Below are 21,191 nucleotides of genomic sequence, written 5' to 3'. Positions count from 1 at the left end.
AGCCACGGGGGGAGAATCACTGTCACGCGTTCTGTCTGGCCTCAGGGCTTGACGAGCAGGCCCAGAGCGATGATGCAGACGAACCAGACCACTCCCGTGATGACGGTGAGCCGGTCGAGGTTACGCTCCACCACCGAGGAACCGCCGAAGTTCGACGAGAAACCGCCGCCGAACATGTCAGACAGGCCGCCACCCTTGCCCTTGTGGAGCAGGACGAGCAAGATCATCAGCAGGCTCGTCAGGATGAGGGCGATGGAGATTCCGAGTTCCACGGTATGCCTAGTCCTTCAATGGTTTGGTACGCGTGACGATTCAGACTTGCCTCTAGAGGGTACGACCTCATGTCAAGTCGCACCCACCGAACGGCTCAGTTAGCCTGCCATATCCGAGAATCGGCAGATCTTCACGAACTCCCCGGCGTCGATGCTGGCTCCACCCACGAGCGCACCGTCGACATCCGGCTGAGCCATGATCCCCGCGATGTTCGCCGACTTGACCGAGCCTCCGTAAAGGATACGGACCGCCGAGGCCACTTCGGGGTCGTACAGCTCCGCGAGTCGCTGCCGCAGTGCGCCGCAGACCTCCTGGGCGTCGTCGGGAGTGGCCACCTCGCCGGTGCCGATCGCCCACACCGGCTCGTAGGCCACCACGATCGACTTCGCCTGCTCGGCGGTGACCTTGCGCAGCGCCCCGTCGAGCTGGCCGAGCGAGTGGGCGATGTGACCGCCCGCCTGGCGCACCTCCAGGCCCTCGCCCACGCACAGGATCGGCGTCAGCGAGTGGCGGAGCGCGGCCAGCACCTTGGCGTTGACGAGGTCGTCGTCCTCGCGGTGGTACTGCCGGCGCTCCGAGTGACCGACGGTCACGAACGTGCAGCCCAGCTTGGCGAGCATGACGCCGGAGATCTCGCCGGTGTAGGCGCCGGCGTCGTGCGGCGACAGGTCCTGCGCGCCGTAGACGATGCGCAGCTTGTCGCCGTCGACGAGCGTCTGCACGCTGCGCAGGTCGGTGAACGGCGGCAGGACCGCCACCTCGGCGCGGTCGAAGTCCTTGTCGTTGAGCGCGAAGGCCATCTTCTGGACCAGCGCGATCGCCTCAAGGTGGTTGAGGTTCATCTTCCAGTTGCCGGCGATGAGGGGCTTTCTCACGCTCAGTCCTCCAAAGCGGCGAGTCCGGGGAGGGTCTTGCCCTCAAGGTATTCCAAGCTGGCCCCGCCACCGGTGGAGATGTGCGAGAAGCCGTCTTCAGGCAGGCCGAGCCTGCGCACCGCGGCCGCCGAGTCGCCGCCGCCCACCACGGTGAAGGCGTCGGACGAGATCAGCGCCTCGGCCACCGCGCGGGTGCCGCCGGCGAACGCGTCGAACTCGAACACGCCCATCGGGCCGTTCCAGAACACGGTCCTGGCGTCCGCCAGCTTGCCGGCGAACAGCTCCCGCGTACGGGGACCGATGTCGAGCCCCTGCCGGTCGGCGGGGATCGCGTCGGCGGGCACCACGTCGAAGGCGGCGTCGGCGGCGAAGTCGGTGGCGGCCAGCACGTCGACCGGCAGCACCAGGTCGACGCCGCGCTCGGCCGCCTCGGCCAGGAAGCCGCGGACCTGGTCGAGCTGGTCCTCCTGGAGCAGCGACCCGCCGACCTCGTGGCCCTGGGCCTTGAGGAAGGTGTAGGCCATGCCGCCGCCGATCAGCAGCCGGTCGACGCGGGTGAGCAGGTTGGCGATGACGCCGAGCTTGTCGCTCACCTTGGCGCCGCCGAGCACGACCACGTAGGGCCGCTCGGTGTCCTCGGTGAGCTTACGCAGCACGTCGACCTCGGCCGCGATCAGCCCGCCCGCCGCGTGCGGCAGCAGCGCCGGCACGTCGTAGACGCTGGCGTGCTTGCGGTGCACGGCGCCGAACCCGTCGCCCACGTAGAGCTCGGCCAGCCCGGCCAGCCGCTCGGCGAAGGCGCGGCGCTCGGCGTCGTCCTTGGCCGTCTCGCCGGGCTCGAAGCGGAGGTTCTCCAGCAGGGCCACCTGGCCCTCCTGGAGGCCCTCCACGGTGGCCCTGGCGCCGTCGCCCGCCACGTCGGAGGCGAAGGCGACGTCCTGGCCGAGCAACTCGCCCAGGCGCCGGGCCACCGGCCGCAGCGAGAACTCTGGCTTGACCTCACCCTTGGGCCTGCCCAGGTGGGCGCAGACGATGACCTTCGCCCCGTTGCCCGCGAGGGCCCGGAGGGTGGGCAGCGACGCGCGGATGCGACCGTCGTCGGTGATCGTCTCACCGTCGAGCGGCACGTTGAGGTCCGCGCGCACGAGAACGCGCCGGCCCTTCACGTCGAGATCGTCGAGATTGCGCAACTGGCTCCCTTTCCTCGCTCGCCCGTCGTCCTACAGGTCCGCGCCCACCAGCTCGATGAGGTCGACCAGGCGGTTGGAGTAGCCCCACTCGTTGTCGTACCAGCCGACGACCTTGACCTGGTTGCCGATGACCTTGGTGAGGCCGGCGTCGAAGATGCAGGAGGCCGGGTCGGTGACGATGTCGGCGGAGACGATCGGGTCCTCGGTGTAGGTGAGGATGCCCTTGAGCGGGCCGTCGGCGGCGGCCTTGACCGCGGCGTTGACCTCCTCGACCGTGACGTCACGGCTGACGTCGATGGTCAGGTCGGTGGCCGAGCCGGTGGGGATCGGCACGCGCATGGCGAAGCCGTCGAGCTTGCCCTTGAGCTCGGGCAGCACGAGGCCGATGGCCTTGGCGGCGCCGGTGGAGGTGGGCACCACGTTGAGCGCGGCGGCGCGGGCGCGGCGCAGGTCCTTGTGCGGGCCGTCCTGGAGGTTCTGGTCCTGCGTGTAGGCGTGGATGGTGGTCATCAGGCCCTTCTCGATGGTGAAGGCGTCGTGCAGGACCTTCGCCATCGGGGCCAGGCAGTTGGTGGTGCAGGAGGCGTTGGAGATGACGGTGTGCTGGGCCGGGTCGTAGGCGGTGTGGTTGACGCCCATGACGACCGTCACGTCTTCGTTCTTGGCCGGCGCGGAGATGATGACCTTCTTGGCGCCGTTGTCGGCGTGGACCCTGGCCTTGGTCGCGTCGGTGAACAGGCCGGTCGACTCGACGACCACGTCGACCCCGAGGTCGCCCCAGGGCAGCTTGGCCGGGTCGCGCTCCTCGAAGACCTTCATGGCCTTGCCGTCGACGGTGATCTCGTCGCTGGAAGCCTTCACCTCGTACGGGAGGCGGCCCAGGATGCTGTCGTACTTCAGCAGGTGGGCCAGCGTCGCGTTGTCGGTGAGGTCGTTGACAGCGACGATCTCGATGTCCTTGCCACTGGCGGCCACCGCGCGCCAGAAGTTGCGACCGATGCGGCCGAAGCCGTTGACGCCTACGCGGATGCTCACGGAACCGATCTCCTCGTACGTGATGGCGGGCTGATACCTCAACTCCAGAAACCCTATCGGACCTAAATTGGTTTAGACCACGCGGTCCCGCCTCGCCGTGAATGGCGGTTCGTTACGCGCGCTTTGTGCACTTCGAGTAAAGTGCCCGACTCATCGGAGTAAACTCGGGCATTCTCTGGGGGCTGAGATGTCAAGACAACGATCCGGCCTGCTTTCAGGCCTGGTCATCGGCTTGATCACGATGCTGATCTGCACTGCCGGATTCGGGACCGCCGTCATCTTCATGGACCGGCTGCCCTCGTCGCTGCGCGCCTTCGGGGACGGGATCCCGGTCCTCGCCGCGTTCGCGTTCGTCGTGGGCGTACTCGTCGGCTGGGCCATCCGCCTCGTCCGCCCCCGCAGCGTCCTGCTGTCCTTCTTCGCGGCCCTGTTCGCGGCCGCGGCCGTGCCCGGGGGCCTGATCGTCATGGGCGCGTACGTGTTCTCGACCGTCGGCGCGCAGCGCTTCGGCGCGGACACCGCGGCCGCGCCGCTGACCCTTCAGGGCTTCCTCGACGCCCTCCCGGGCGCCGCCCGGCAGTTCTGGAACTCGCTCGACCCCTCGTGGCCGCTGCCTGCCGTCATGGCGGCCGCCGCCCTGCCCGCGTTCGTCCTCGTACTCTCCCGCGCCCTGCGCCTGCGCCGTACGGGCAGGCACGCCGCGGCCGAGAAGCCGCAGCGGGACCCGGAGGAGACGGCGGAGAAGGAGCCGGAGCCCGAGTATCGGGCCCCGTTCGAGCCGCTCCAGCCGCCCAAGGCGGACCCGACCGCGACCGGCAGCTTCTTCCTCCCGCCGGACCGCGGCCAGGCCTGAGCGCCGCTCAGGACGTCAGCATGTCGACCGTGAGGTTGGCCTCGGTGCTGGGGATGCCGAGGTCGGCCGCGCGCTTGTCGGCCATGGCCAGCAGCCGGCGGATCCGCCCGGCGATCGCGTCCTTGGTCAGCGGCGGGTCGGCGAGCTGGCCCAGCTCCTCCAGGGACGCCTGCTTGTGCTCCACCCGCAGCCGGCCCGCGACCACCAGGTGCACCGGCGCCTCGTCGCCGAGGATCTCCAGCGCCCGCTGCACCCGCGCGCCCGCCGCCACCGCCGCCCTGGCGGAGCGGCGCAGGTTGGCGTCGTCGAAGTTGGCCAGCCGGTTGGCGGTCGCCCTGACCTCGCGGCGCATCCGCCGGTCCTCCCACATCAGCACGCTGTCGTGGGCGCCGAGCCTGGTCAGCAGGGCGCTGATGGCGTCGCCGTCGCGCACCACGACCCGGTCGACGCCGCGCACCTCGCGCGCCTTGGCGTGGATCTTCAGCCGCCTGGCCGAGCCGACCAGCGCCAGCGCGGCCTCCGGACCCGGGCACGTCACTTCGAGCGACATCGAACGCCCCGGCTCGGTGAGCGACCCGTGGGCGAGGAACGCGCCGCGCCAGGCCGCCTCCGCGTCGCACGAGGCGCCCGCCACCACCTGCCGCGGCAGGCCCCGCACCGGCCGCCCGTGGTTGTCGATCAGTCCCGTCTGCCGGGCCAGCGCCTCACCGTCGCGGTAGACGCGCACGACGTAGCGAGACCCCTTGCGCAGCCCTGCGGGAGCCAGCACCAGCACCTCGGCCTTGTGGCCGAACACCTCCCCGATGTCCTTGATCAGCCGCCGCGCGGTGGCGTTGGTGTCGAGCTCCGCCTCGATCACGATGCGCCCTCCCACCAGGTGCAGGCCGCTGGCGAACCGCAGCAGCGTCGACACCTCCGCCTTCCGGCAGCAGGGCTTGAGCACAGACAGTCGGCTCAGCTCGTCTTTCACCACACCCGTCATCGCCATGAGCGTTAGTCCTCCCCCAAACAGACCGGCTCACAGCATCCTCTCGCACCTTCGCGCCACGCCGACCAGGATCAACGCTTCTGGAGGAAAATCTCGTCCAGGACGGAGGCAAGACGTCGTGGGTCGTGCCGGGGGGAGCCGTCGCGGGCCGCCACGTCGGCCGTCACCAGCCTGGCGCCGAACGCCGCCGCCGACTTCTCCAGCGCGGGCAGGTCGTCGACCACGCCGACGTCGGCGAGCACCACGTCGAGCGAGAGACCGGGCGCGTGCTGCCTGAGCACCTCCAGGTGCTGCTGCGGCGAGAGGTCGTCGGTCTCGCCCGGCTGCGGCGCCAGGTTGAGCGTGACCAGCCGCTTGGCGCCGGTGTCGTGCAGCGCCCTGGCCAGCTCGGGCACCTTCAGGTGCGGCAGCACGCTGGTGAACCACGAGCCCGGCCCGAACACCACCCAGTCGGCCTCCAGCACCGCCTCGACGGCCTCCGGCCGCGCGGGCGGGTCTTCGGGCACGAGCGAGATCGCCTGCACCCGGCCCGGGGTCAGCGCGCACGCCACCTGGCCGCGCACGGTCGAGATCACGCCGTCGAGCTCGACCTCGGCCACGATGTCGAGGGGCACCGAGGCCATCGGCAGCACCCTGCCGTGCGCGCCGAGCAGCCGGCCCACCCATTCGAGGCCCGCCACGGGGTCGCCGAGCAGCTCCCACAGGGCCACGATGAGCAGGTTGCCGACGGCGTGCCCGTGCAGCTCGCCCTCGCTGCGGAAGCGGTGCTGCACCACCTCGCTCCAGGTGCTGCCCCACTCGTCGTCGCCGCACAGCGCGGCCAGCGCCATGCGCAGGTCACCCGGCGGGAGCACGCCCAGCTCGCGCCTGAGCCGGCCGCTGGAGCCGCCGTCGTCGGCGACGGTGACCACCGCCGTCAGCGCGTCGGTCACCACCCTCAGCGCGGACAACGACGCGTACAGTCCGTGGCCGCCCCCGAGGGCGACCACGCGGGGCCCTCCGGACGGCGGCTGCGACCCCGCCCAGAACGGTGGTTCGCTTAACCCGCGCCCGCTGCCACCGGTCACTCCCGCCCCACATCCCGGTGGCTCACCTGGACCTCCATACCGCGGTCACGCAGGCGCGCGGCGAGCTGCTCGGCCATGGCGACGCTGCGGTGCTTGCCGCCCGTGCAGCCGACGGCGAGCGTGGCGTAGCTCTTGCCCTCCCGGCCGTAGCCGGTCGCGACCACCCGCAGGACCTCCTCGTACGAGTCGAGGAACTCCTTGGCGCCGGGCTGGCCGAGGACGTAGTCGCGCACGGCCGGGTCGGTGCCGTTCATCGGGCGCAGGTCGGGCACCCAGTGCGGGTTGGGCAGGAAGCGGCAGTCGACGACCAGGTCGGCGTCGACCGGCAGGCCGTACTTGAAGCCGAACGAGACCACGTTGAGCCGCAGGCCGGGACGGTCGTCGCCGCCGAAGTAGGCGACGATCCGGTTGCGCAGCTCGTGGACGTTGTGGGCGGTGGTGTCGATCACCAGGTCGGCGTTGGCCCGCACCTCGCGCAGGATGCCGCGCTCGCGGGTGATGCCGTCGACGAGCCGGCCGTCGCCCTGGAGCGGGTGGGGGCGGCGGACGTTCTCGAAGCGGCGCACCAGCTCCTCGTCGCTGGCCTCCAGGAACACCACGCGCACCCGCACGGCGCGCGTCTCCAGCTCCTCGATGGCGGCGTTGAGGTCGGTGGTGAACGCCAGGCTGCGCACGTCGACGACGGCCGCCACCTTGTCGGCTGCGAGCTTGACCTTGCCGGCCTCCTCCGCCATGGCGAACAGGAGCCCGGGCGGCAGGTTGTCGATCACGAACCAGCCGAGGTCCTCCAGGGCCTTGGCCGCGGTGCTCCGCCCGGCCCCCGACATGCCGGTGACGATGACGAACGCCGGCTCGGTGGTCTTCACTGCCTCTCCCCCTTCAGGGTCGACACGATCACCTCGGCCGTGGCGGGGCCGATGCCCGGGACCTCGCGGATCTGTTCCGCGGTGGCCTCGCGCAGCTTCTTGACGGAACCGAAGTGCTTGAGCAGCGCCTGGCGGCGCGCCGGTCCGAGGCCGGGCACGCTGTCGAGCGCGCTCTCCTTGACGGACTTGGACCTCTTGGCCCGATGGTAGGTGATGGCGAACCGGTGTGCCTCATCACGCACGCGTTGCAGCAGGTAGAGGCCCTCACTGGAGCGCGGCATGATCACCGGCTGGTCGTCGCCCGGCAGCCACACCTCCTCCAGCCGCTTGGCCAGGCCGGCCACGGCGACGTCGTCGACGCCCAGCTCGTCGAGCGCCCGCTGCGCGGCGGCGGCCTGCGGGCCCGCGCCGTCGACCACCACCAGGTTGGGCGGGTAGGCGAACTTGCGCGGCCGGCCCGTCTCGGGGTCGATCGGGCCGTGGCCGTCGTCGTCCTCGGGGGTCAGCTCGCCGGTGGCGGAGCGCTCCTCCAGGTAACGGCGGAAGCGGCGCAGGATGACCTCGTGGATGGCGGCGACGTCGCCCTCCTTGGTCTTGACCGCGAAGCGGCGGTATTCGCTCTTGCGGACCAGACCGTCCTCGAACACCACCATGGAGGCGACGACGTTCTCGCCCTGCAGGTGGGAGACGTCGTAGCACTCGATGCGCAGCGGCGCCTGGTCGAGGTCGAGCGCGTCGGCGATCTCCTGCAGGGCCTTGCTGCGCGTGGTCAGGTCGCTCGCGCGGCGGATCTTGTGCTGGGCGAGCGACTCCTTGGCGTTGCGCTCGACGGTCTCCATGAGCGCCTTCTTGTCGCCGCGCTGCGGCACCCGCACCTCGACCCGGGCCCTGCGCTGCTCGGTCAGCAGGTCGGCGACGGCGCCGGCGTCGGGCGGCAGCGCGGGCACGAGGACCTCGCGGGGCATCGACTCGGCGGCGGCGTCGCCGTACATCTGGAGCAGGAACTGCTCGACCAGCTCGCCGGGGCCGGCCTCCTCGACCTTGTCGACCACCCAGCCGCGCTGGCCGCGGATGCGCCCGCCGCGCACGTAGAAGACCTGGACGGCGGCCTCCAGCGGGTCCTCGGCGAGCGCGACGACGTCGGCGTCGGTGCCCTCGCCGAGCACGACCGCCTGCTTCTCCAGCGCCCGCTGCAGCGCCTGGATGTCGTCGCGGAGCCGGGCGGCGCGTTCGTACTCCTGCTCGGAGGCGGCCTCGCGCATCTCGCGCTCCAGCCGCTTGATGAAGCGGCTGGTGTTGCCCGCCATGAAGTCGCAGAAGTCCTCGGCGAGCGCGCGGTGCTCCTCGGGCGTGACGCGGCCGACGCACGGCGCCGAGCACTTGTCGATGTAGCCGAGCAGGCACGGCCGGCCGATCTGACCGGCGCGCTTGAACACGCCCGCGCTGCACGTGCGGACCGGGAAGACGCGCAGCAGCAGGTCGACGGTCTCGCGGATGGCCCAGGCGTGCGAGTAGGGGCCGAAGTAGCGGGTGCCCTTGCGCCTGGCGCCGCGCATGACCTGCACGCGCGGGAAATCCTCGCCCATGGTCACGGCGAGGTACGGATAGGACTTGTCGTCGCGGTACTTGACGTTGAAGCGCGGGTCGAACTCCTTGATCCAGGAGTATTCGAGCTGCAGCGCCTCCACTTCGGTGGCGACCACGGTCCAGTCGACGTCGGCCGCCGTGGTCAGCATGGTCTGGGTGCGCGGGTGCAGGGCGGAGAAGTCGGCGAAGTAGGAGTTGAGCCGCTGGCGCAGGCTCTTGGCCTTGCCGACGTAGATCACGCGTCCGTGAGCGTCCCTGAACCGGTAGACCCCGGGGGAATCGGGGATGGAGCCGGGCCGGGGACGGAAACTCAACGGACTGCCACCTGATCGCGCCACGATTCCAGCCTAGTGGCCGTCACCGACAGGCTCGCCCGCCGCGAAGGCGGGCGAGCGCCGGGACGTCACGCCAGCGAGATCTGGTCACCCTCCACGGTGAGCTGGTGCTCCGGCAGCGGCTTGGTGGCCGGGCCGTCGCTCACCGAGCCGTCCTCGATCTTGAACTTGCTGCCGTGGCACGGGCAGACGATGGCGCCGTTCTCGACCTTGTCCACCGGGCAGCCCTGGTGGGTGCACGAGATGCCGTACGCCTTGAACTGGCCCTGCGCCGGCTGCACGACGACGACCTTCTGGTCCGCGAAGATCTTGCCCCCGCCGACCGGGATCTCGGAGGTCGTGGTCAGCCCCCCGCCCTGCGCGGGCGCGGCCTGCGAGGGGGCGCTGGACGAGGCCGGAGCGGCCGGTTCCTGCGTCGCGGCCGTGGTGTCGCTGCCGCCGCAGGCGGCCAGTGCCAGCGTCAGCCCACCCGCGCCGACACCCGCGATCACCGCTCTACGGCTCTTGAGGTCTTCTCCCATGCGCCACAGCCAACCGCAGCCAGGTGAGAAAACCATGAAAGGCGCCTTAGGCGAGCCTGATCTTGCCTCCTGACACACTGATCTTTTTCTCTGCCAGCGGCTCGCCAGCGGGACCTTGGACCACGGATCCGTCCTCGATGCTGAACTGGCTGCCGTGGCACGGGCAGTTGATCACGCCGTTGGAGACGCTGGCGACCGCGCAGCCCTGATGGGTGCAGGTGGCGCTGAACGCCCGGAACTCGCCCTCCGACGGCTGGGTGATGACCACGTCCTGGTTCTTGAATATCTTTCCCTCACCGCTGGGGATGTCGCTGGTGTCGGCGAGTGCCTTCGGCTTCTTCTTCTTGGGCGCGGCGGCCGACTCCTCGCCGTCGGGCTCTTCCGCCAGGTCCGCCGTGTCCGGGGCCGGCTCCGCCGCCGGTGAGCCGTAGCTGGCGCAAGCGGTGAGCACCGCGGCGAGGCCGGCCCCGCCCGCTCCGAACATCACCGCCCGGCGCGTCGTTTCGGTCATGGTGCGTCCTCCCAGGTTCGGGTTTCACTTCAGGTACGTCCGGCGACCTGACTGCGGTTCAGCGTGCCGCGCACCAACCCGGGAGAACCACGCACAATTACCGGTTCACACGACCACGATGCCGTCGCCCTCGACCTTGACCTGGTACGAGACCAGGCTTCCGGTGGCCGGGCCCTTCGTGGCCTGCCCGGTGCCGGCGTCGAACTCGCTGCCGTGGCAGGGGCAGGTCATCACGTTGTCCCGCGGGGTGCTGACGGCGCAGCCGCGGTGCGGGCAGGACGCCCCGTACGCCTTGTAGACGCCTTCCGACGGCTGCGTCACCACGATCTTGTACTTCTTCACCACCGTGCCGCCGCCGACCGGGATGTCGGCGGTCTTGGCGATGACCTTGCCCTTGATGCCCGGCACCTGCCGGTCCTCCGCTTCGCCGCCGCACGCCGCCAGCGACACGCCGCACGCGGCCACCCCCGCTGCGCCCAGCGCCTGCCGCCGCCCGATCACGGAGCCCCCGTCCACCGTCATGCCCTCCCCTGACCTTCATGGCCTGCGCATTACCGGCTTTTCACGATAGGGCCACCCCCCGTCGCCCTCTCTTCCGCCCCGCCCCGAACGACCCGCGACCTCAGCGGGCGCCGGGACGCTGACCGACCCTGCACGTGATCTTCAGGCCGTCACGGTGCTCTCACTCGGGGGCCGACAGGCACGGGGCAGCGCCGCAGACGTCCGTCACCACCCCCGTCTTGAGGAAGACGGCCTTCTGGAGCTGGGCCGCGGGGGTGCGGCGGGGGTCCTCGTGCGGGTCGGTGCCGTGCGGGCCCTCCATCGGCGGCGTGTTGGTGAGCGGCGGCGACGGGGTGCCGCTGTCCCACACCACCAGCGCCGACCCCGCGTGCGCGGTGCGGAAGCCGCGGATGCCCCAGTACGGTTCGGCGTCGGGTGAGCGGCCGGGCGCGAGGGCCGGGAGCCGGACCCGGGCGCCGACGGTGCGCGCCTCGACCTCCGCCGTCACCGTGGCCACCTGGTGGTCGCCGTACGCCACCTGCATGAGCACCCGGTGCCGGGGCGTGCCCGGGTACGGGTCGTCGGTCATGTGGGCGGCGTACCCACTGGCCTCCCCGCGGTCCCACAGCATCTGCATGAGCGCCAGGATGATCTGCTGCTCCAGCCGGTCGGGATAGCTCTGGTCGAACACCGCCTGGAAGGGCGCCGCGTCCGAGCTGCGGTTGAACAGGGTGCTGTAGTTCATGCCGGTCACGCCGAGCACGCCGCGCCGGATGTCCGTGGAGAGCGCGACGAGCGCGCCGCCGAAGATGCCGCCCTGGCTGTTGCCGTCGTAGACGAGCTCGGCGCGGGTGTCGATGAGCGGCCGCCCGCGCTCGTTCCTGAAGGCGGCGTGGGCGGTGAAGCCGTCGCGGGCCGTCATCGCGCGTCCCAGGAACATGAAGTTCAGGAAGCCCTGCTGGGTACGGTCAGGCACGGTGTGGAAGCGTGACATGTCGCCGAATGTGGCGATGACGTTGGGGATGTCCTCGTCCGCCATGCCGATCCACTTGGTGGCGCAGAACACGAACCCGTGCCGCTGCGCCATCGTCCTGACGTTGGACGCGCCCACCTCGGTGTGCCTGCCGAGCAGCCCGTGCCCGTACAGGGAGGGCCTGGCCGGGCGGGTGAAGGCGACGCGGGGGATCTCGCAGCGGAAGGTGGCGACCTGCTCGTTCCCCGGCAGCCTGACCGGCCGCCCGTCCGGGCCGTAGTTCAGCCCGGAGCCGGGCGGCCCGCCGGGCCTGTCGAGGTAGCTCGGCACCCGGAAGGTGCCCTCGACCCGGCGCGCGATCCTGTCGTCCTGCTCGGGGGTGAAGTCGGTGACGGCGGTGACCTCGTACGGGGGCGCGTTCCCGCGCAGCCCGCGCAGGGCGTCGTCGCGCATGGCGAGGGCCCGGCCGGCCAGGTTCCGCTCGCTGGCCACGGTGAAGTCCCAGGCGAGGTGGAGGCCGCCGGCGCGGACGCCGTGGCGGCGCAGCGCGTGCAGCACCGGCTGGAGCTCCCGCTGCCGGTCCCGCAGCTCGTGCCCGTGCGGCAGCGGCGCGCCGGCGATGGCGGCGAACGCGGCCCCGGGCGGGATCGGGGCGCCGCCGGCGTCGCGCAGGTGGCGCAGCGCGACCGCGTACCGGTGTCCCTCGCGCAGGTTGCGGGCGGGGCGGACGATGAGCGCCCGGCGGCCTTCCGGCGCGTTCGCGTCCAGTTCGGCCCAGTACGGCCAGCGCTCACCGGTGTCGAGGTCGAGCAGGACGATGGGCGCGTCCCTGCCGAGCGAGGCGCCGATGTCGGTGATCGGGGCCGCGCCGGTCCTGGCCAGGTCGAGGCCGGGGACGAGGGTGAGGATCATCGAGCCGGGCGAGAAGCCGTCGTTGCCGTTCCACCCGGTGGGGTCGACGGGGACTCCGGCCACCGAGCGGGGCATCGCCTCGACGGGGAACGCGACGCGGCGGCCGGTGGCGGTGCCCCGGTCCGCCACGGTGTAGTGGTCGCTGGGGAACGGCAGCAGGCAGACGGCCGGGTCGATCGGATCACATCCGGGCGCGGCCGGGCCGGTGGTGACAGCCGGGCGCGCGGCGGCGGGCGGGGCCGCAAGCGCCGTGACGAGCGCCGTGACGAGCGCCGTCATCAGGGCCGTGGCGAGCGTGAGGGCGCGGGCAACGGCTCGCATGGGCGGCACCTTCTGAAGAGCGGTCGGGCGTACCGATGATCAGCCTCCCGCCCGGTCCCGTCAATCCCCTTCACAGGCCCCGCACCGGTTTTGTGACGGGTCACAGCAACCGGCCGCCGACTTTACGTTCCCGTCCAATTCACAGGATCCCGTCCACGGCTCATCGTGTGTGGACGCCGTCGCGTACCCCCTCGGGAGCCGCCATGCATCGCCGGACGTTCCTCAGTACGGTCTCCGCGGGTCTGGGCGCCGTCGCCCTGCCCGGCTCGCTCTGGCAGGAGGCGGCCGTGGCCGGGGTGGTGCGGGGCGCGAGCCCGTACGGGCCGCTGGGCTCTCCCGACGGCAACGGCGTCGCGCTGCCCGCGGGGTTCACCAGCCGGGTGGTCGCCCGGTCGAGCAGGCCGGTCGGCGGCATCCTCTGGCATCCGGCGCCCGACGGCGGCGCCTGCTTCGCCGACGGCGGCGGCTGGATCTACGTGTCCAACTCGGAGGTGCCGCTGGTCGGCGGCGCGTCGGCGATCAGGTTCCGGGCTGACGGCTCGATCGAGCGCGCGTACCGCATCCTGGACGGCACGAACCTCAACTGCGCGGGCGGCAGGACGCCGTGGGACACCTGGCTGTCCTGTGAGGAGATCTTCCGGGGCCGCGTCTACGAGACCGACCCGTACGGCGTGCGGATCGCGCAGCCGCGGCCGGCGATGGGCCGGTTCAAGCACGAGGCGGCCGCGTGCGACCCCGACCGGCGGGTCGTCTACCTCACCGAGGACGAGGACGACGGCTGCTTCTACCGGTTCGTCCCGTCCACGTGGGGCGACCTGTCGAGCGGCCGGCTGGAGGTGCTGTGCGGCGGCGACCCGGTGGAGTGGCGTCCGGTCCCCGATCCGGCGCCCGGCACCCTGCGGCGGCAGACACGGCACCAGGTGAGCCAGGCCAGGCACTTCGACGGCGGCGAGGGCTGCCACTACGCCAACGGCGTCTGCTACTTCACGGCCAAGGGCGACCGCAAGGTGTGGGCGTACGACGCGGTCCGCGAGCGGCTCGGCTCGGTCTACGACGGCGGCGGCACGCTCGACGGGGTCGACAACATCACCGGCGCGCCCACGGGTGACCTGTACGTGGCCGAGGACGGCGGCAACATGGAGATCAACATCATCACGCCGGACGGGGTGGTGGCGCCCGTCCTGCGCGTCGACGGCCACGACGGGTCCGAGATCACCGGGCCCGCGTTCTCCCCCGACGGCACCCGCCTGTACTTCTCCTCCCAGCGAGGCTCCAGCGGCGGCAGCGCGGGCCTGGACGGCGTCACGTACGAGGTGACCGGCCCCTTCCGCCACTGATTCCGCCCCCAGCACCGCTCCACCCCCCACTCCCCCGAGAGGTGCCCCGCATGATCCGACGTCTGACCGCTGCCCTGGCCGCGCCCCTGCTGGTCCTCCTGCTGTCCCCGCCCGCCCAGGCGCGGGCCGCCGAGTCGTACGTCGCGCTCGGCGACTCGGCCGCGGCCGGCCCGCTCATCCCCAACCAGGTGCTGCCCGACCTCGGCTGCCTGCGCTCCGACCGCAACTACCCCCGGCTGACCGCGCAGGCGATCGGCGCCGCCTCGTTCCGCGACGTCACCTGCTCAGGCGCGAAGACCCGCGACATGTACGAGCGCCAGAACACCGAACTCGGCTCGGTGGCTCCGCAGCTCGACGCCCTGCGCCCGGACACCACGCTGGTCACGGTGCACATCGGCGCCAACGACGTCGGCCTGACCGGCTTCATCGAGGACTGCCTCAACCTGCTGCCTCCCCCGGTCGGCGACGCCTGCAACGACGACTACCGCACCCCGGACGGCCAGGACAGCTGGCGGGTCAAGACCGACGCCCTGCGGCCCACGCTGGTCAGGCTGGCCGGCGACATCCGGGCCCGGTCGCCGCAGGCCAGGATCTTCATGGTCGGGTACGCCACGTACGCGCGGCCCGACGGCTGCTACCCCCGCGTCCCGATCATCAGGCAGGACGCGAACTACATCCGGGCGACGCTGCAGTACTTCAACCAGATGCTGGCCGAGCAGGCGGCCGCCGCCGGGATCGGCTTCATCGACCTGCAGACCCCCAGCGTGGGCCACGACCCGTGCGCCTCCTCGGGCACCCGCTGGATCGAGCCGTACGTCCCGGCCTCGCCCGCGGCCCCGTTCCACCCGAACGCCCTGGGCATGCGTAACTTCGCCACCATCGTGACCTCGGCCGTGAACGCCGCGCGCTGACGCTCACCCGCCGTTCAGCGTGCGTCGGGCCGCCAGGGCCGCGCCGATGCGCTGGAGCTGGGCCGGGTCCATCGGGTCCAGCCCGGTCAGGGTGACGGCCCTGCGCAGCCGGTAGTCCACGGTGTTCGGGTGGACGTGCAAGCGCTCGGCCGTGCGCCGCCGGTCCAGGCCCGCGTCCAGGTACGCCTTGAGCGTGCGCAGCAGATCGGGGTTGCCGAGCAGCGGATCCAGCAGCCCGGCGAGGCTCGCCAGCGCCTCGCTGGGCCTGCTCAGCTGATACTCCAGCAGCACGTCGGCGAGCCGGTACGCGCCGGGCGGCCGGCCCAGGGACCGCACCACCTCCAGCACCTCCTCGGCCAGCTTGGCGGCGGCGGGCACGCGGGCCGGCTCGGCGGGCTCGGCCGCGGCCCACACCGGGACGCCCGCGGCGCGGCCCGCCGCCGTCACCAGCTCGCCGGCCCGGCACCACCCGGGCTCGCCGGCGCCCAGCGGCACCAGCACCAGCCCGCCGGTGCTGTCGAGCGCCGACAGCACCTGCCCGGCGGCGTGCCGCTGCCAGGCGGCCCGGAACCGGTGCAGCTTGCGCAGGCCGGCGATCGGCCCGCCCTGGTCGTCGGCCGTCTCGTCCGGGTGCGTGCCGAGCGCGGTGGCGACGACCAGGTAGCGGGGCGCGAGCCGGACCCCGGCCAGCGCCTCCCGGTCACCGGCGAGCAGCGCGGCGACGGTCGCGTGCATGGTGTGCTGCTCCTGGCTGAGCATCGCCTCGCGTTCCTCCAGGTACGCGGCGCACACCGCGGACGTCACGGCGCCGGTGTAGCAGAGGATGAGCCGGTTGGCCTCCAGCACGTCGTCGAGGTCGCCGGGCCCGGCGTGCGCGAACAGGCTCTCCCACACCTTCGTCACCCCGAGCTGGTAGGCGGCCAGCAGCGCGTCGAGCGGCACCCCCTCCTGCGCGCGGCGCGCGGCCGAGGCTCGCAGCGGCGCCAGCTCGGCCCGCGTCGGCGGGCGTCGTTCGCGGAACATCCCGCTGATCAGCCGCAGGTTGTGCTCGGTGATGCGGGTGATGTCGCCGTCGAGCTCCTCCCGGGGCAGCCGCCGGTAGAGCGGGATCTCCTCGGCGAACTCGCCGACCAGCCGCCGCGCGAGGCGTACGAGGGGCCGCTCCAGCAGCTCGTGCACGCACACACCGCCCAGCATGAGGGGCCGCGGCGCATCTTCCGACACGGTCAGACCCTGTCAAACCACCCGTCGGAAGACAAGGGCCCACCCGCACCCCGGTCGTGGCCCCGTCCGGACGGGGCCACGACCCCGTGTCACACGGAAAGGATCTTCCGCAGGAAGCGCCCGGTGTGGCTCTCCTCCACCAGGGCCACCTCCTCGGGGGTGCCCGCCGTCACCAGGGTGCCGCCGCGCGAGCCGCCTTCGGGACCCATGTCGATGATCCAGTCGGCCGTCTTGATGACGTCGAGGTTGTGCTCGATGACGATGACGGTGTTGCCGCCGTCGACCAGCCGCCCGAGGACGCCGAGCAGCCGCCGGATGTCCTCGAAGTGCAGGCCGGTGGTGGGCTCGTCGAGGACGTAGACGGTCCGCCCGGTCTGCCGCCGCTGCAGCTCGGAGGCGAGCTTGACGCGCTGCGCCTCGCCGCCGGAGAGCGTGGTGGCGGGCTGCCCGAGCCGGACGTAGCCGAGACCGACGTCGTGGAGCGTCTGCAGGTGGCGCTTGATGGCCGGGATGGCGTCGAAGAAGCCGAGCGCCTCCTCGATCGGCATGTCGAGCACCTCGGCGATCGTCTTGCCCTTGTAGTGGACCTCCAGCGTCTCGCGGTTGTAGCGGGCGCCGTGGCACACCTCGCAGGGGACGTAGACGTCGGGCAGGAAGTTCATCTCGATCTTGATGGTGCCGTCGCCGGAGCACGCCTCGCAGCGCCCGCCCTTGACGTTGAAGCTGAACCTGCCCGGCTGGTAGCCGCGCACCTTGGCCTCGGTGGTGGCCGCGAACAGCTTGCGCACGTGGTCGAACACGCCGGTGTAGGTGGCCGGGTTGGACCGGGGCGTGCGGCCGATCGGCGACTGGTCGACGTGGACGACCTTGTCCGCCTGGTCGATGCCGTTGATCCTGGAGTGGCGTCCGGGGACGGTGCGGGCGCCGTTGAGCTCCTTGGCCAGCGAGTTGTAGAGGATGTCGTTGACCAGCGTGGACTTGCCGGACCCCGACACGCCGGTGACGGCGGTGAACACGCCGAGGGGGAAGTCGATGTCGACGCCCTTGAGGTTGTGTTCGCGCGCGCCCTTGACGGTGATCTGCCGCTTCTTGTCGCGCTTGCGCCGGGTGGCCGGCACCGGGATGCTCCTGCGCCCCGACAGGTACTGGCCGGTGATCGACTCCTCGCTGGTCAGCAGATCCTGGACGGTGCCGGAGACGACGACCTGGCCGCCGTGCTCGCCCGCGCCGGGGCCGATGTCGACCACCCAGTCGGCGGCGGCGATGGTGTCTTCGTCGTGCTCGACCACGATCAGCGTGTTGCCCATGTCGCGCAGCCTGATCAGCGTGTCGAGCAGGCGCATGTTGTCGCGCTGGTGGAGACCGATGGACGGCTCGTCGAGCACGTACAGGACACCGACGAGGCCGGAGCCGATCTGCGTGGCGAGCCGGATGCGCTGCGCCTCGCCGCCCGCGAGGGTGGCGGCGGCGCGGTCCATCGAGAGGTAGTCGAGGCCGACGTCGAGCAGGAAGCCCATGCGGGCGTTGATCTCCTTGACCACCCGCTCGGCGATGTGCATGTCACGGTCGGACAGCTTGAGCCCGGCCAGGAACTTGGCGCACTCGCCGATCGACATCGAGGACACCTCGGCGATCGACTTGTCGGCGACGGTCACGGCCAGGGTGACCGGCTTGAGCCTGGCGCCCTTGCAGGCGGGGCAGGGCACCTCGCGCATGTAGCCCTCGAACCGCTCCCGGGTCGAGTCGCTCTCCGCCTCCGCGTGACGACGCTGCACCCACGGGATGACGCCCTCGTAGGTGGTGTAGTAGGCGCGCTGGCGGCCGTAACGGTTGCTGTAGCGGACGTGGACCTGCTCGTCGTGGCCGGACAGCAGCGACTTCTGCGCCTTCTTGGAGAGCTTCTCCCACGGGGTGTCGGGGGTGAAGCCCATCGCGTTGCCGAGCGCCTCGATCAGGCGGCCGAAGTATTCGCTGGCGTGGCCGCCGGTCCACGGGTGGAGCGCGCCCTCTCGGAGCGTGCGCTCCGGGTCGGGCACGACCAGGTCGGGGTCGACCTCCATCTTGGTGCCGAGACCCGTGCACTCCGGGCAGGCGCCGAAGGGCGAGTTGAACGAGAACGAGCGCGGCTCCAGCTCCTCGAACGACAGGTCGTCGTACGGGCAGTAGAGGTGCTCGGAGTAGAACCGCTCACGGCCGGGGTCGCCTTCGGGCAGGTCGACGAACTCGAGCGTGATCGTGCCCCCGGACAGCTGCAACGCGGTCTCGACCGAGTCGGTGAGCCGCCGCCTGGCCGACTCCTTGACCGACAGACGGTCGACGATGACCTCGATGTCGTGCTTCTCGTACTTCTTGAGCGTCGGCGGCTCCTCCAGCCGCACGACCGTGCCGTCGACGCGGGCGCGGGCGAAGCCCTTGGTCTGCAGCTCGCGGAACAGCTCGGCGTACTCGCCCTTGCGACCGCGCACGACCGGGGCCAGCACCTGGAACCGGGTGCCCTCGTCGAGGTCCATCACCCGGTCGACGATCTGCTGGGGCGTCTGGCGGGCGATCGGGCGGGCGCAGACCGGGCAGTGCGGCTTGCCGACGCGCGCCCACAGCAGCCGCAGGTAGTCGTAGACCTCGGTGATCGTGCCGACCGTGGACCGCGGGTTCTTGCTGGTCGACTTCTGGTCGATGGAGACCGCGGGAGACAGGCCCTCGATGAAGTCGACGTCGGGCTTGTCCATCTGGCCGAGGAACTGGCGGGCGTAGGCCGACAGCGACTCGACGTAACGCCGCTGCCCCTCGGCGAAGATCGTGTCGAAGGCCAGGCTGGACTTGCCGGAGCCGGAGAGGCCGGTGAAAACGATCAGAGAGTCTCGCGGCAGGTCAAGCGAGACGTCCTTGAGATTGTGCTCTCGTGCACCACGCACGATCAGGCGGTCTGCCACGGCGATCCCGGAAGTCGAAAGGCGGATAGGTCCACGGGGGATGGTAGACGGGGGCCCCGACAATTTTCGCTGGGCCGATCCCGGCCGGCCGGTGCCGCTCGCCGGAACTCCGTCCCTCTCAGATTACGGCCTCCAGGGCACAGCGCAGGAGGTCTTCCGTTGTCAACCGCATGACCTGTGCTTTTATGCCCGTGATCGGCTGCGCAGGAGCGCGTGATGAAATATCGGTTCATGACTGTGCTTGCCGCGGTGCGGGAGGAACTGGCCGAGGAGACCGCCCGGTTGCTGGCCACCGCCGCCGCCCTCACCGACCCAGAAGTCCGCGCCCCGTCCAGGCTGCCCGGCTGGACCCGCGGCCACGTGCTCACCCATCTGGCCAGGAACGCCGACAGCCACGTCAACCTGCTCACCTGGGCCAGGACGGGCGTCGAGACCCCGCAGTACCCGAGCCCGGAGGCCCGCGAGGCCGGGATCGAGGCCGGCGCCGCCCGCCCGGCGGCCGAGCAGGTGGCGGACCTGCGCGACAGCGCCGCGCGCCTGGACCGCGCCGTCCGCGAGCTGCCCCCGGACGCCTGGCGGGCGCCGGTGGGCGGCCTGCGCCCGCCCCGTCACCCCGCCTGGTACTGCCTGGTCAGGCGGCTGCGCGAGGTGGGGATGCACCATGTGGACCTGGACGCGGGATACGGCCCCGCCGACTGGACGGACGCGTTCGTGGCCAGGGAACTGCGCGACTGCCTGCGTACGTGGCCGCGCGACCGGAGCACGATCGGCGCGGCCCGGTTCGTCGGCCCGGGCGGCGAGACGCTGGAGGAGTGGCCCGACCTCGGCGACGGCCCGGCGGTGATGGGCACGCCGGCCGACATGCTGGCCTGGCTGACCGGGAGGTCTGAGGGAGATCGGGTTAGGGTGGTGACAGAGGGACGGCCGGTCCCGCCGCCACCGCCGTGGCTGACCGGCGTCGCCCCCGCTGACCTGCCCGCGACGCCTCCGAAGGACTACTGATGACCTACACCGGCGACGTCCAGGTCGGCGGCCCCGCCGACGTGCGGGAGCTGACCGATCTGAGCATCTCCAAGCTCGCCGTCGGCCCCTACGACAACAACGCCTACCTGCTGCGCTGCCGGGCGACGGGCGACGGCCTGCTCATCGACGCGGCCGCGGAGCCCGACCGGCTGCTCGCCCTGATCGCCGACCAGCCGGTCAGCACGATCGTCACCACCCACCAGCACGGCGACCACTGGCAGGCGCTCGACCAGGTGAGCAAGATGACCGGCGCCCAGGTCGTGGCGCACCCGCTCGACGCGCCCGCCCTGCCCGTGCCGGTCGGCCGCACGGTCGAGCACGGCGACCGGATCAACGTGGGCGACGTCACGCTCGAGGTCATCCACCTGCGCGGCCACACCCCCGGCTCGATCGCCCTGCTGTACGAGGGCGACGACGACCACAAGCACCTGTTCACCGGCGACTCGCTGTTCCCCGGCGGCGTGGGCAACACCTGGAAGGACCCGGAGCGGTTCGAGCAGCTCTACACCGACGTGGTGGAGCGGATCTTCGACCGGCTCCCCGACCAGACGTGGGTCTACCCGGGTCACGGCAAGGACACCACGCTGGGCGCCGAGCGCCCGTCGCTGCCGGAGTGGAAAGCCCGCGGCTGGTAGGAGCGCGGCCGGTCCGCGGGTCAGCCGCGCGACAGGACGCGTACGATCCGCTCGGCCGCCCGGGCGGGCTCGTCGACCAGGCCCACGAGCTCGCCCCACGACCAGCGGTAGAACCAGCCGTCGGCCAGCGGCACGCAGTCGACGGTCTCGGCGAGCATCACCGTGTCGGGATCGCTGACGCGCAGCACGGGCGGGTCGGCCCGGAGGGTGGCGGTCAGCCCGTGACGCTCCAGCTCCCCCGCCAGCTTGGCGAGGAAGTACGTGCGCGTGTGCTCGCGCGGGTTGGCCGGCATGCTTCCATGAAAGCCGATGACACCGGGAAA

General features: G+C 71.6%; 20 protein-coding genes. 5 read left to right on the top strand and 15 right to left on the bottom strand.

Features of this window, described 5'->3' with window-relative positions; translation table 11 throughout:
• Positions 1-41: 41 nt before the first annotated feature.
• From secG to gap, 4 genes are all read right to left on the bottom strand, one after another.
• Positions 42-272, bottom strand: a complete 231-nt coding sequence (gene secG, locus KME79_RS37045) for a preprotein translocase subunit SecG (RefSeq protein WP_148031268.1) — start codon at positions 270-272, stop codon at positions 42-44.
• A gap of 99 nt (positions 273-371) precedes the next feature.
• Positions 372-1,154, bottom strand: a complete 783-nt coding sequence (gene tpiA / locus KME79_RS37040; protein ID WP_148031267.1) for a triose-phosphate isomerase — start codon at positions 1,152-1,154, stop codon at positions 372-374.
• Positions 1,151-2,338, bottom strand: coding sequence for a phosphoglycerate kinase (locus KME79_RS37035; RefSeq protein WP_219550078.1), 1,188 nt, complete (start codon positions 2,336-2,338; stop codon positions 1,151-1,153). Before KME79_RS37035 ends, tpiA begins: the two co-directional genes overlap by 4 nt.
• A gap of 30 nt (positions 2,339-2,368) precedes the next feature.
• Positions 2,369-3,373: a type I glyceraldehyde-3-phosphate dehydrogenase gene (gene gap / locus KME79_RS37030; protein ID WP_148031265.1), complete on the bottom strand. Its 1,005-nt coding sequence runs from the start codon at positions 3,371-3,373 to the stop codon at positions 2,369-2,371.
• 241 nt (positions 3,374-3,614) lie between these two features.
• On the opposite strand from gap, the gene KME79_RS37025 reads away from it, so the two are divergent.
• Positions 3,615-4,226 (top strand): hypothetical protein, encoded by a 612-nt coding sequence (locus KME79_RS37025; protein WP_219550076.1) that lies wholly within the window; start codon positions 3,615-3,617, stop codon positions 4,224-4,226.
• A 7-nt stretch (positions 4,227-4,233) separates the two neighbouring features.
• Here KME79_RS37025 and whiA read toward each other — a convergent pair whose 3' ends face one another.
• The 8 genes from whiA to KME79_RS36985 all read right to left on the bottom strand — a co-directional run bounded on the left by whiA (position 4,234) and on the right by KME79_RS36985 (position 12,808).
• Positions 4,234-5,214: a DNA-binding protein WhiA gene (whiA, locus tag KME79_RS37020; protein ID WP_148031263.1), complete on the bottom strand. Its 981-nt coding sequence runs from the start codon at positions 5,212-5,214 to the stop codon at positions 4,234-4,236.
• A 71-nt stretch (positions 5,215-5,285) separates the two neighbouring features.
• Positions 5,286-6,203: a gluconeogenesis factor YvcK family protein gene (locus KME79_RS37015; protein ID WP_148031262.1), complete on the bottom strand. Its 918-nt coding sequence runs from the start codon at positions 6,201-6,203 to the stop codon at positions 5,286-5,288.
• Between the two features lie 74 nt (positions 6,204-6,277).
• Positions 6,278-7,147 (bottom strand): RNase adapter RapZ, encoded by an 870-nt coding sequence (gene rapZ / locus KME79_RS37010; RefSeq protein ID WP_148031261.1) that lies wholly within the window; start codon positions 7,145-7,147, stop codon positions 6,278-6,280.
• The gene (gene uvrC / locus KME79_RS37005; RefSeq protein ID WP_219550074.1) at positions 7,144-9,048 is read right to left on the bottom strand and encodes an excinuclease ABC subunit UvrC; all 1,905 of its coding nucleotides are present in this window, start codon (positions 9,046-9,048) and stop codon (positions 7,144-7,146) included. Before uvrC ends, rapZ begins: the two co-directional genes overlap by 4 nt.
• Positions 9,049-9,137: 89 nt before the next feature.
• Positions 9,138-9,590 carry a Rieske (2Fe-2S) protein gene (locus KME79_RS37000; protein WP_219550072.1) on the bottom strand — a complete coding sequence of 151 codons (453 nt, stop codon included), beginning with the start codon at positions 9,588-9,590 and terminating at the stop codon, positions 9,138-9,140.
• 46 nt (positions 9,591-9,636) lie between these two features.
• Positions 9,637-10,101 (bottom strand): Rieske (2Fe-2S) protein, encoded by a 465-nt coding sequence (locus KME79_RS36995; RefSeq protein WP_148031258.1) that lies wholly within the window; start codon positions 10,099-10,101, stop codon positions 9,637-9,639.
• A 105-nt stretch (positions 10,102-10,206) separates the two neighbouring features.
• Positions 10,207-10,623 carry a Rieske (2Fe-2S) protein gene (locus KME79_RS36990; protein ID WP_219550070.1) on the bottom strand — a complete coding sequence of 139 codons (417 nt, stop codon included), beginning with the start codon at positions 10,621-10,623 and terminating at the stop codon, positions 10,207-10,209.
• Between the two features lie 160 nt (positions 10,624-10,783).
• On the bottom strand, positions 10,784-12,808 hold the full coding sequence (locus KME79_RS36985; protein WP_219550068.1) for a hypothetical protein: 2,025 nt from the start codon (positions 12,806-12,808) through the stop codon (positions 10,784-10,786).
• Between the two features lie 203 nt (positions 12,809-13,011).
• Between KME79_RS36985 and KME79_RS36980 the strand changes: the two genes are divergently transcribed.
• Entirely contained in the window at positions 13,012-14,145 is a 1,134-nt protein-coding gene (locus KME79_RS36980) for an alkaline phosphatase PhoX (RefSeq protein ID WP_219550066.1), read from the top strand.
• A 50-nt stretch (positions 14,146-14,195) separates the two neighbouring features.
• On the top strand, positions 14,196-15,056 hold the full coding sequence (locus tag KME79_RS36975) for an SGNH/GDSL hydrolase family protein (RefSeq protein WP_219550064.1): 861 nt from the start codon (positions 14,196-14,198) through the stop codon (positions 15,054-15,056).
• Between the two features lie 3 nt (positions 15,057-15,059).
• Here KME79_RS36975 and KME79_RS47260 read toward each other — a convergent pair whose 3' ends face one another.
• Together KME79_RS47260 and uvrA are read right to left on the bottom strand one after the other, a co-directional pair.
• Positions 15,060-16,280 (bottom strand): PucR family transcriptional regulator, encoded by a 1,221-nt coding sequence (locus tag KME79_RS47260; RefSeq protein WP_219550062.1) that lies wholly within the window; start codon positions 16,278-16,280, stop codon positions 15,060-15,062.
• 89 nt (positions 16,281-16,369) lie between these two features.
• The gene (gene uvrA, locus KME79_RS36965; protein ID WP_219550060.1) at positions 16,370-19,210 is read right to left on the bottom strand and encodes an excinuclease ABC subunit UvrA; all 2,841 of its coding nucleotides are present in this window, start codon (positions 19,208-19,210) and stop codon (positions 16,370-16,372) included.
• 231 nt (positions 19,211-19,441) lie between these two features.
• Here uvrA and KME79_RS36960 point away from each other — a divergent pair, with 231 nt between their 5' ends.
• Together KME79_RS36960 and KME79_RS36955 are read left to right on the top strand one after the other, a co-directional pair.
• A complete protein-coding gene (locus KME79_RS36960) occupies positions 19,442-20,212 on the top strand; it encodes a maleylpyruvate isomerase family mycothiol-dependent enzyme (protein ID WP_246641048.1) in 771 nt (256 codons plus the stop codon).
• Positions 20,212-20,868: an MBL fold metallo-hydrolase gene (locus KME79_RS36955; protein ID WP_219550056.1), complete on the top strand. Its 657-nt coding sequence runs from the start codon at positions 20,212-20,214 to the stop codon at positions 20,866-20,868. Before KME79_RS36960 ends, KME79_RS36955 begins: the two co-directional genes overlap by 1 nt.
• Positions 20,869-20,888: 20 nt before the next feature.
• On the opposite strand, the gene KME79_RS36950 is transcribed toward KME79_RS36955, so the two are convergent.
• Positions 20,889-21,161, bottom strand: a complete 273-nt coding sequence (locus KME79_RS36950; RefSeq protein WP_219550054.1) for a hypothetical protein — start codon at positions 21,159-21,161, stop codon at positions 20,889-20,891.
• Positions 21,162-21,191 lie beyond the last annotated feature (30 nt).

The organism is Nonomuraea harbinensis, from assembly GCF_019396385.1.
Taxonomy (GTDB): Bacteria; Actinomycetota; Actinomycetes; order Streptosporangiales; family Streptosporangiaceae; genus Nonomuraea; species Nonomuraea ferruginea.
This window is presented reverse-complemented; position numbering and strand designations above follow the sequence as displayed.

Bases quoted from the DNA above. Each gene is read 5' to 3' on its own strand.
- KME79_RS37025 (WP_219550076.1), top strand. From the start codon at position 3,615: ATGCTGATCTGCACTGCCGGATTCGGGACCGCCGTCATCTTCATGGAC.
- whiA (WP_148031263.1), bottom strand. From the start codon at position 5,214: ATGGCGATGACGGGTGTGGTGAAAGACGAGCTGAGCCGACTGTCTGTG.
- KME79_RS37000 (WP_219550072.1), bottom strand. From the start codon at position 9,590: ATGGGAGAAGACCTCAAGAGCCGTAGAGCGGTGATCGCGGGTGTCGGC.
- KME79_RS36995 (WP_148031258.1), bottom strand. From the start codon at position 10,101: ATGACCGAAACGACGCGCCGGGCGGTGATGTTCGGAGCGGGCGGGGCC.
- KME79_RS36990 (WP_219550070.1), bottom strand. From the start codon at position 10,623: ATGACGGTGGACGGGGGCTCCGTGATCGGGCGGCGGCAGGCGCTGGGC.
- KME79_RS36985 (WP_219550068.1), bottom strand. From the start codon at position 12,808: ATGCGAGCCGTTGCCCGCGCCCTCACGCTCGCCACGGCCCTGATGACG.
- KME79_RS36980 (WP_219550066.1), top strand. From the start codon at position 13,012: ATGCATCGCCGGACGTTCCTCAGTACGGTCTCCGCGGGTCTGGGCGCC.
- KME79_RS36975 (WP_219550064.1), top strand. From the start codon at position 14,196: ATGATCCGACGTCTGACCGCTGCCCTGGCCGCGCCCCTGCTGGTCCTC.
- KME79_RS36960 (WP_246641048.1), top strand. From the start codon at position 19,442: ATGACTGTGCTTGCCGCGGTGCGGGAGGAACTGGCCGAGGAGACCGCC.
- KME79_RS36955 (WP_219550056.1), top strand. From the start codon at position 20,212: ATGACCTACACCGGCGACGTCCAGGTCGGCGGCCCCGCCGACGTGCGG.
- KME79_RS36950 (WP_219550054.1), bottom strand. From the start codon at position 21,161: ATGCCGGCCAACCCGCGCGAGCACACGCGCACGTACTTCCTCGCCAAG.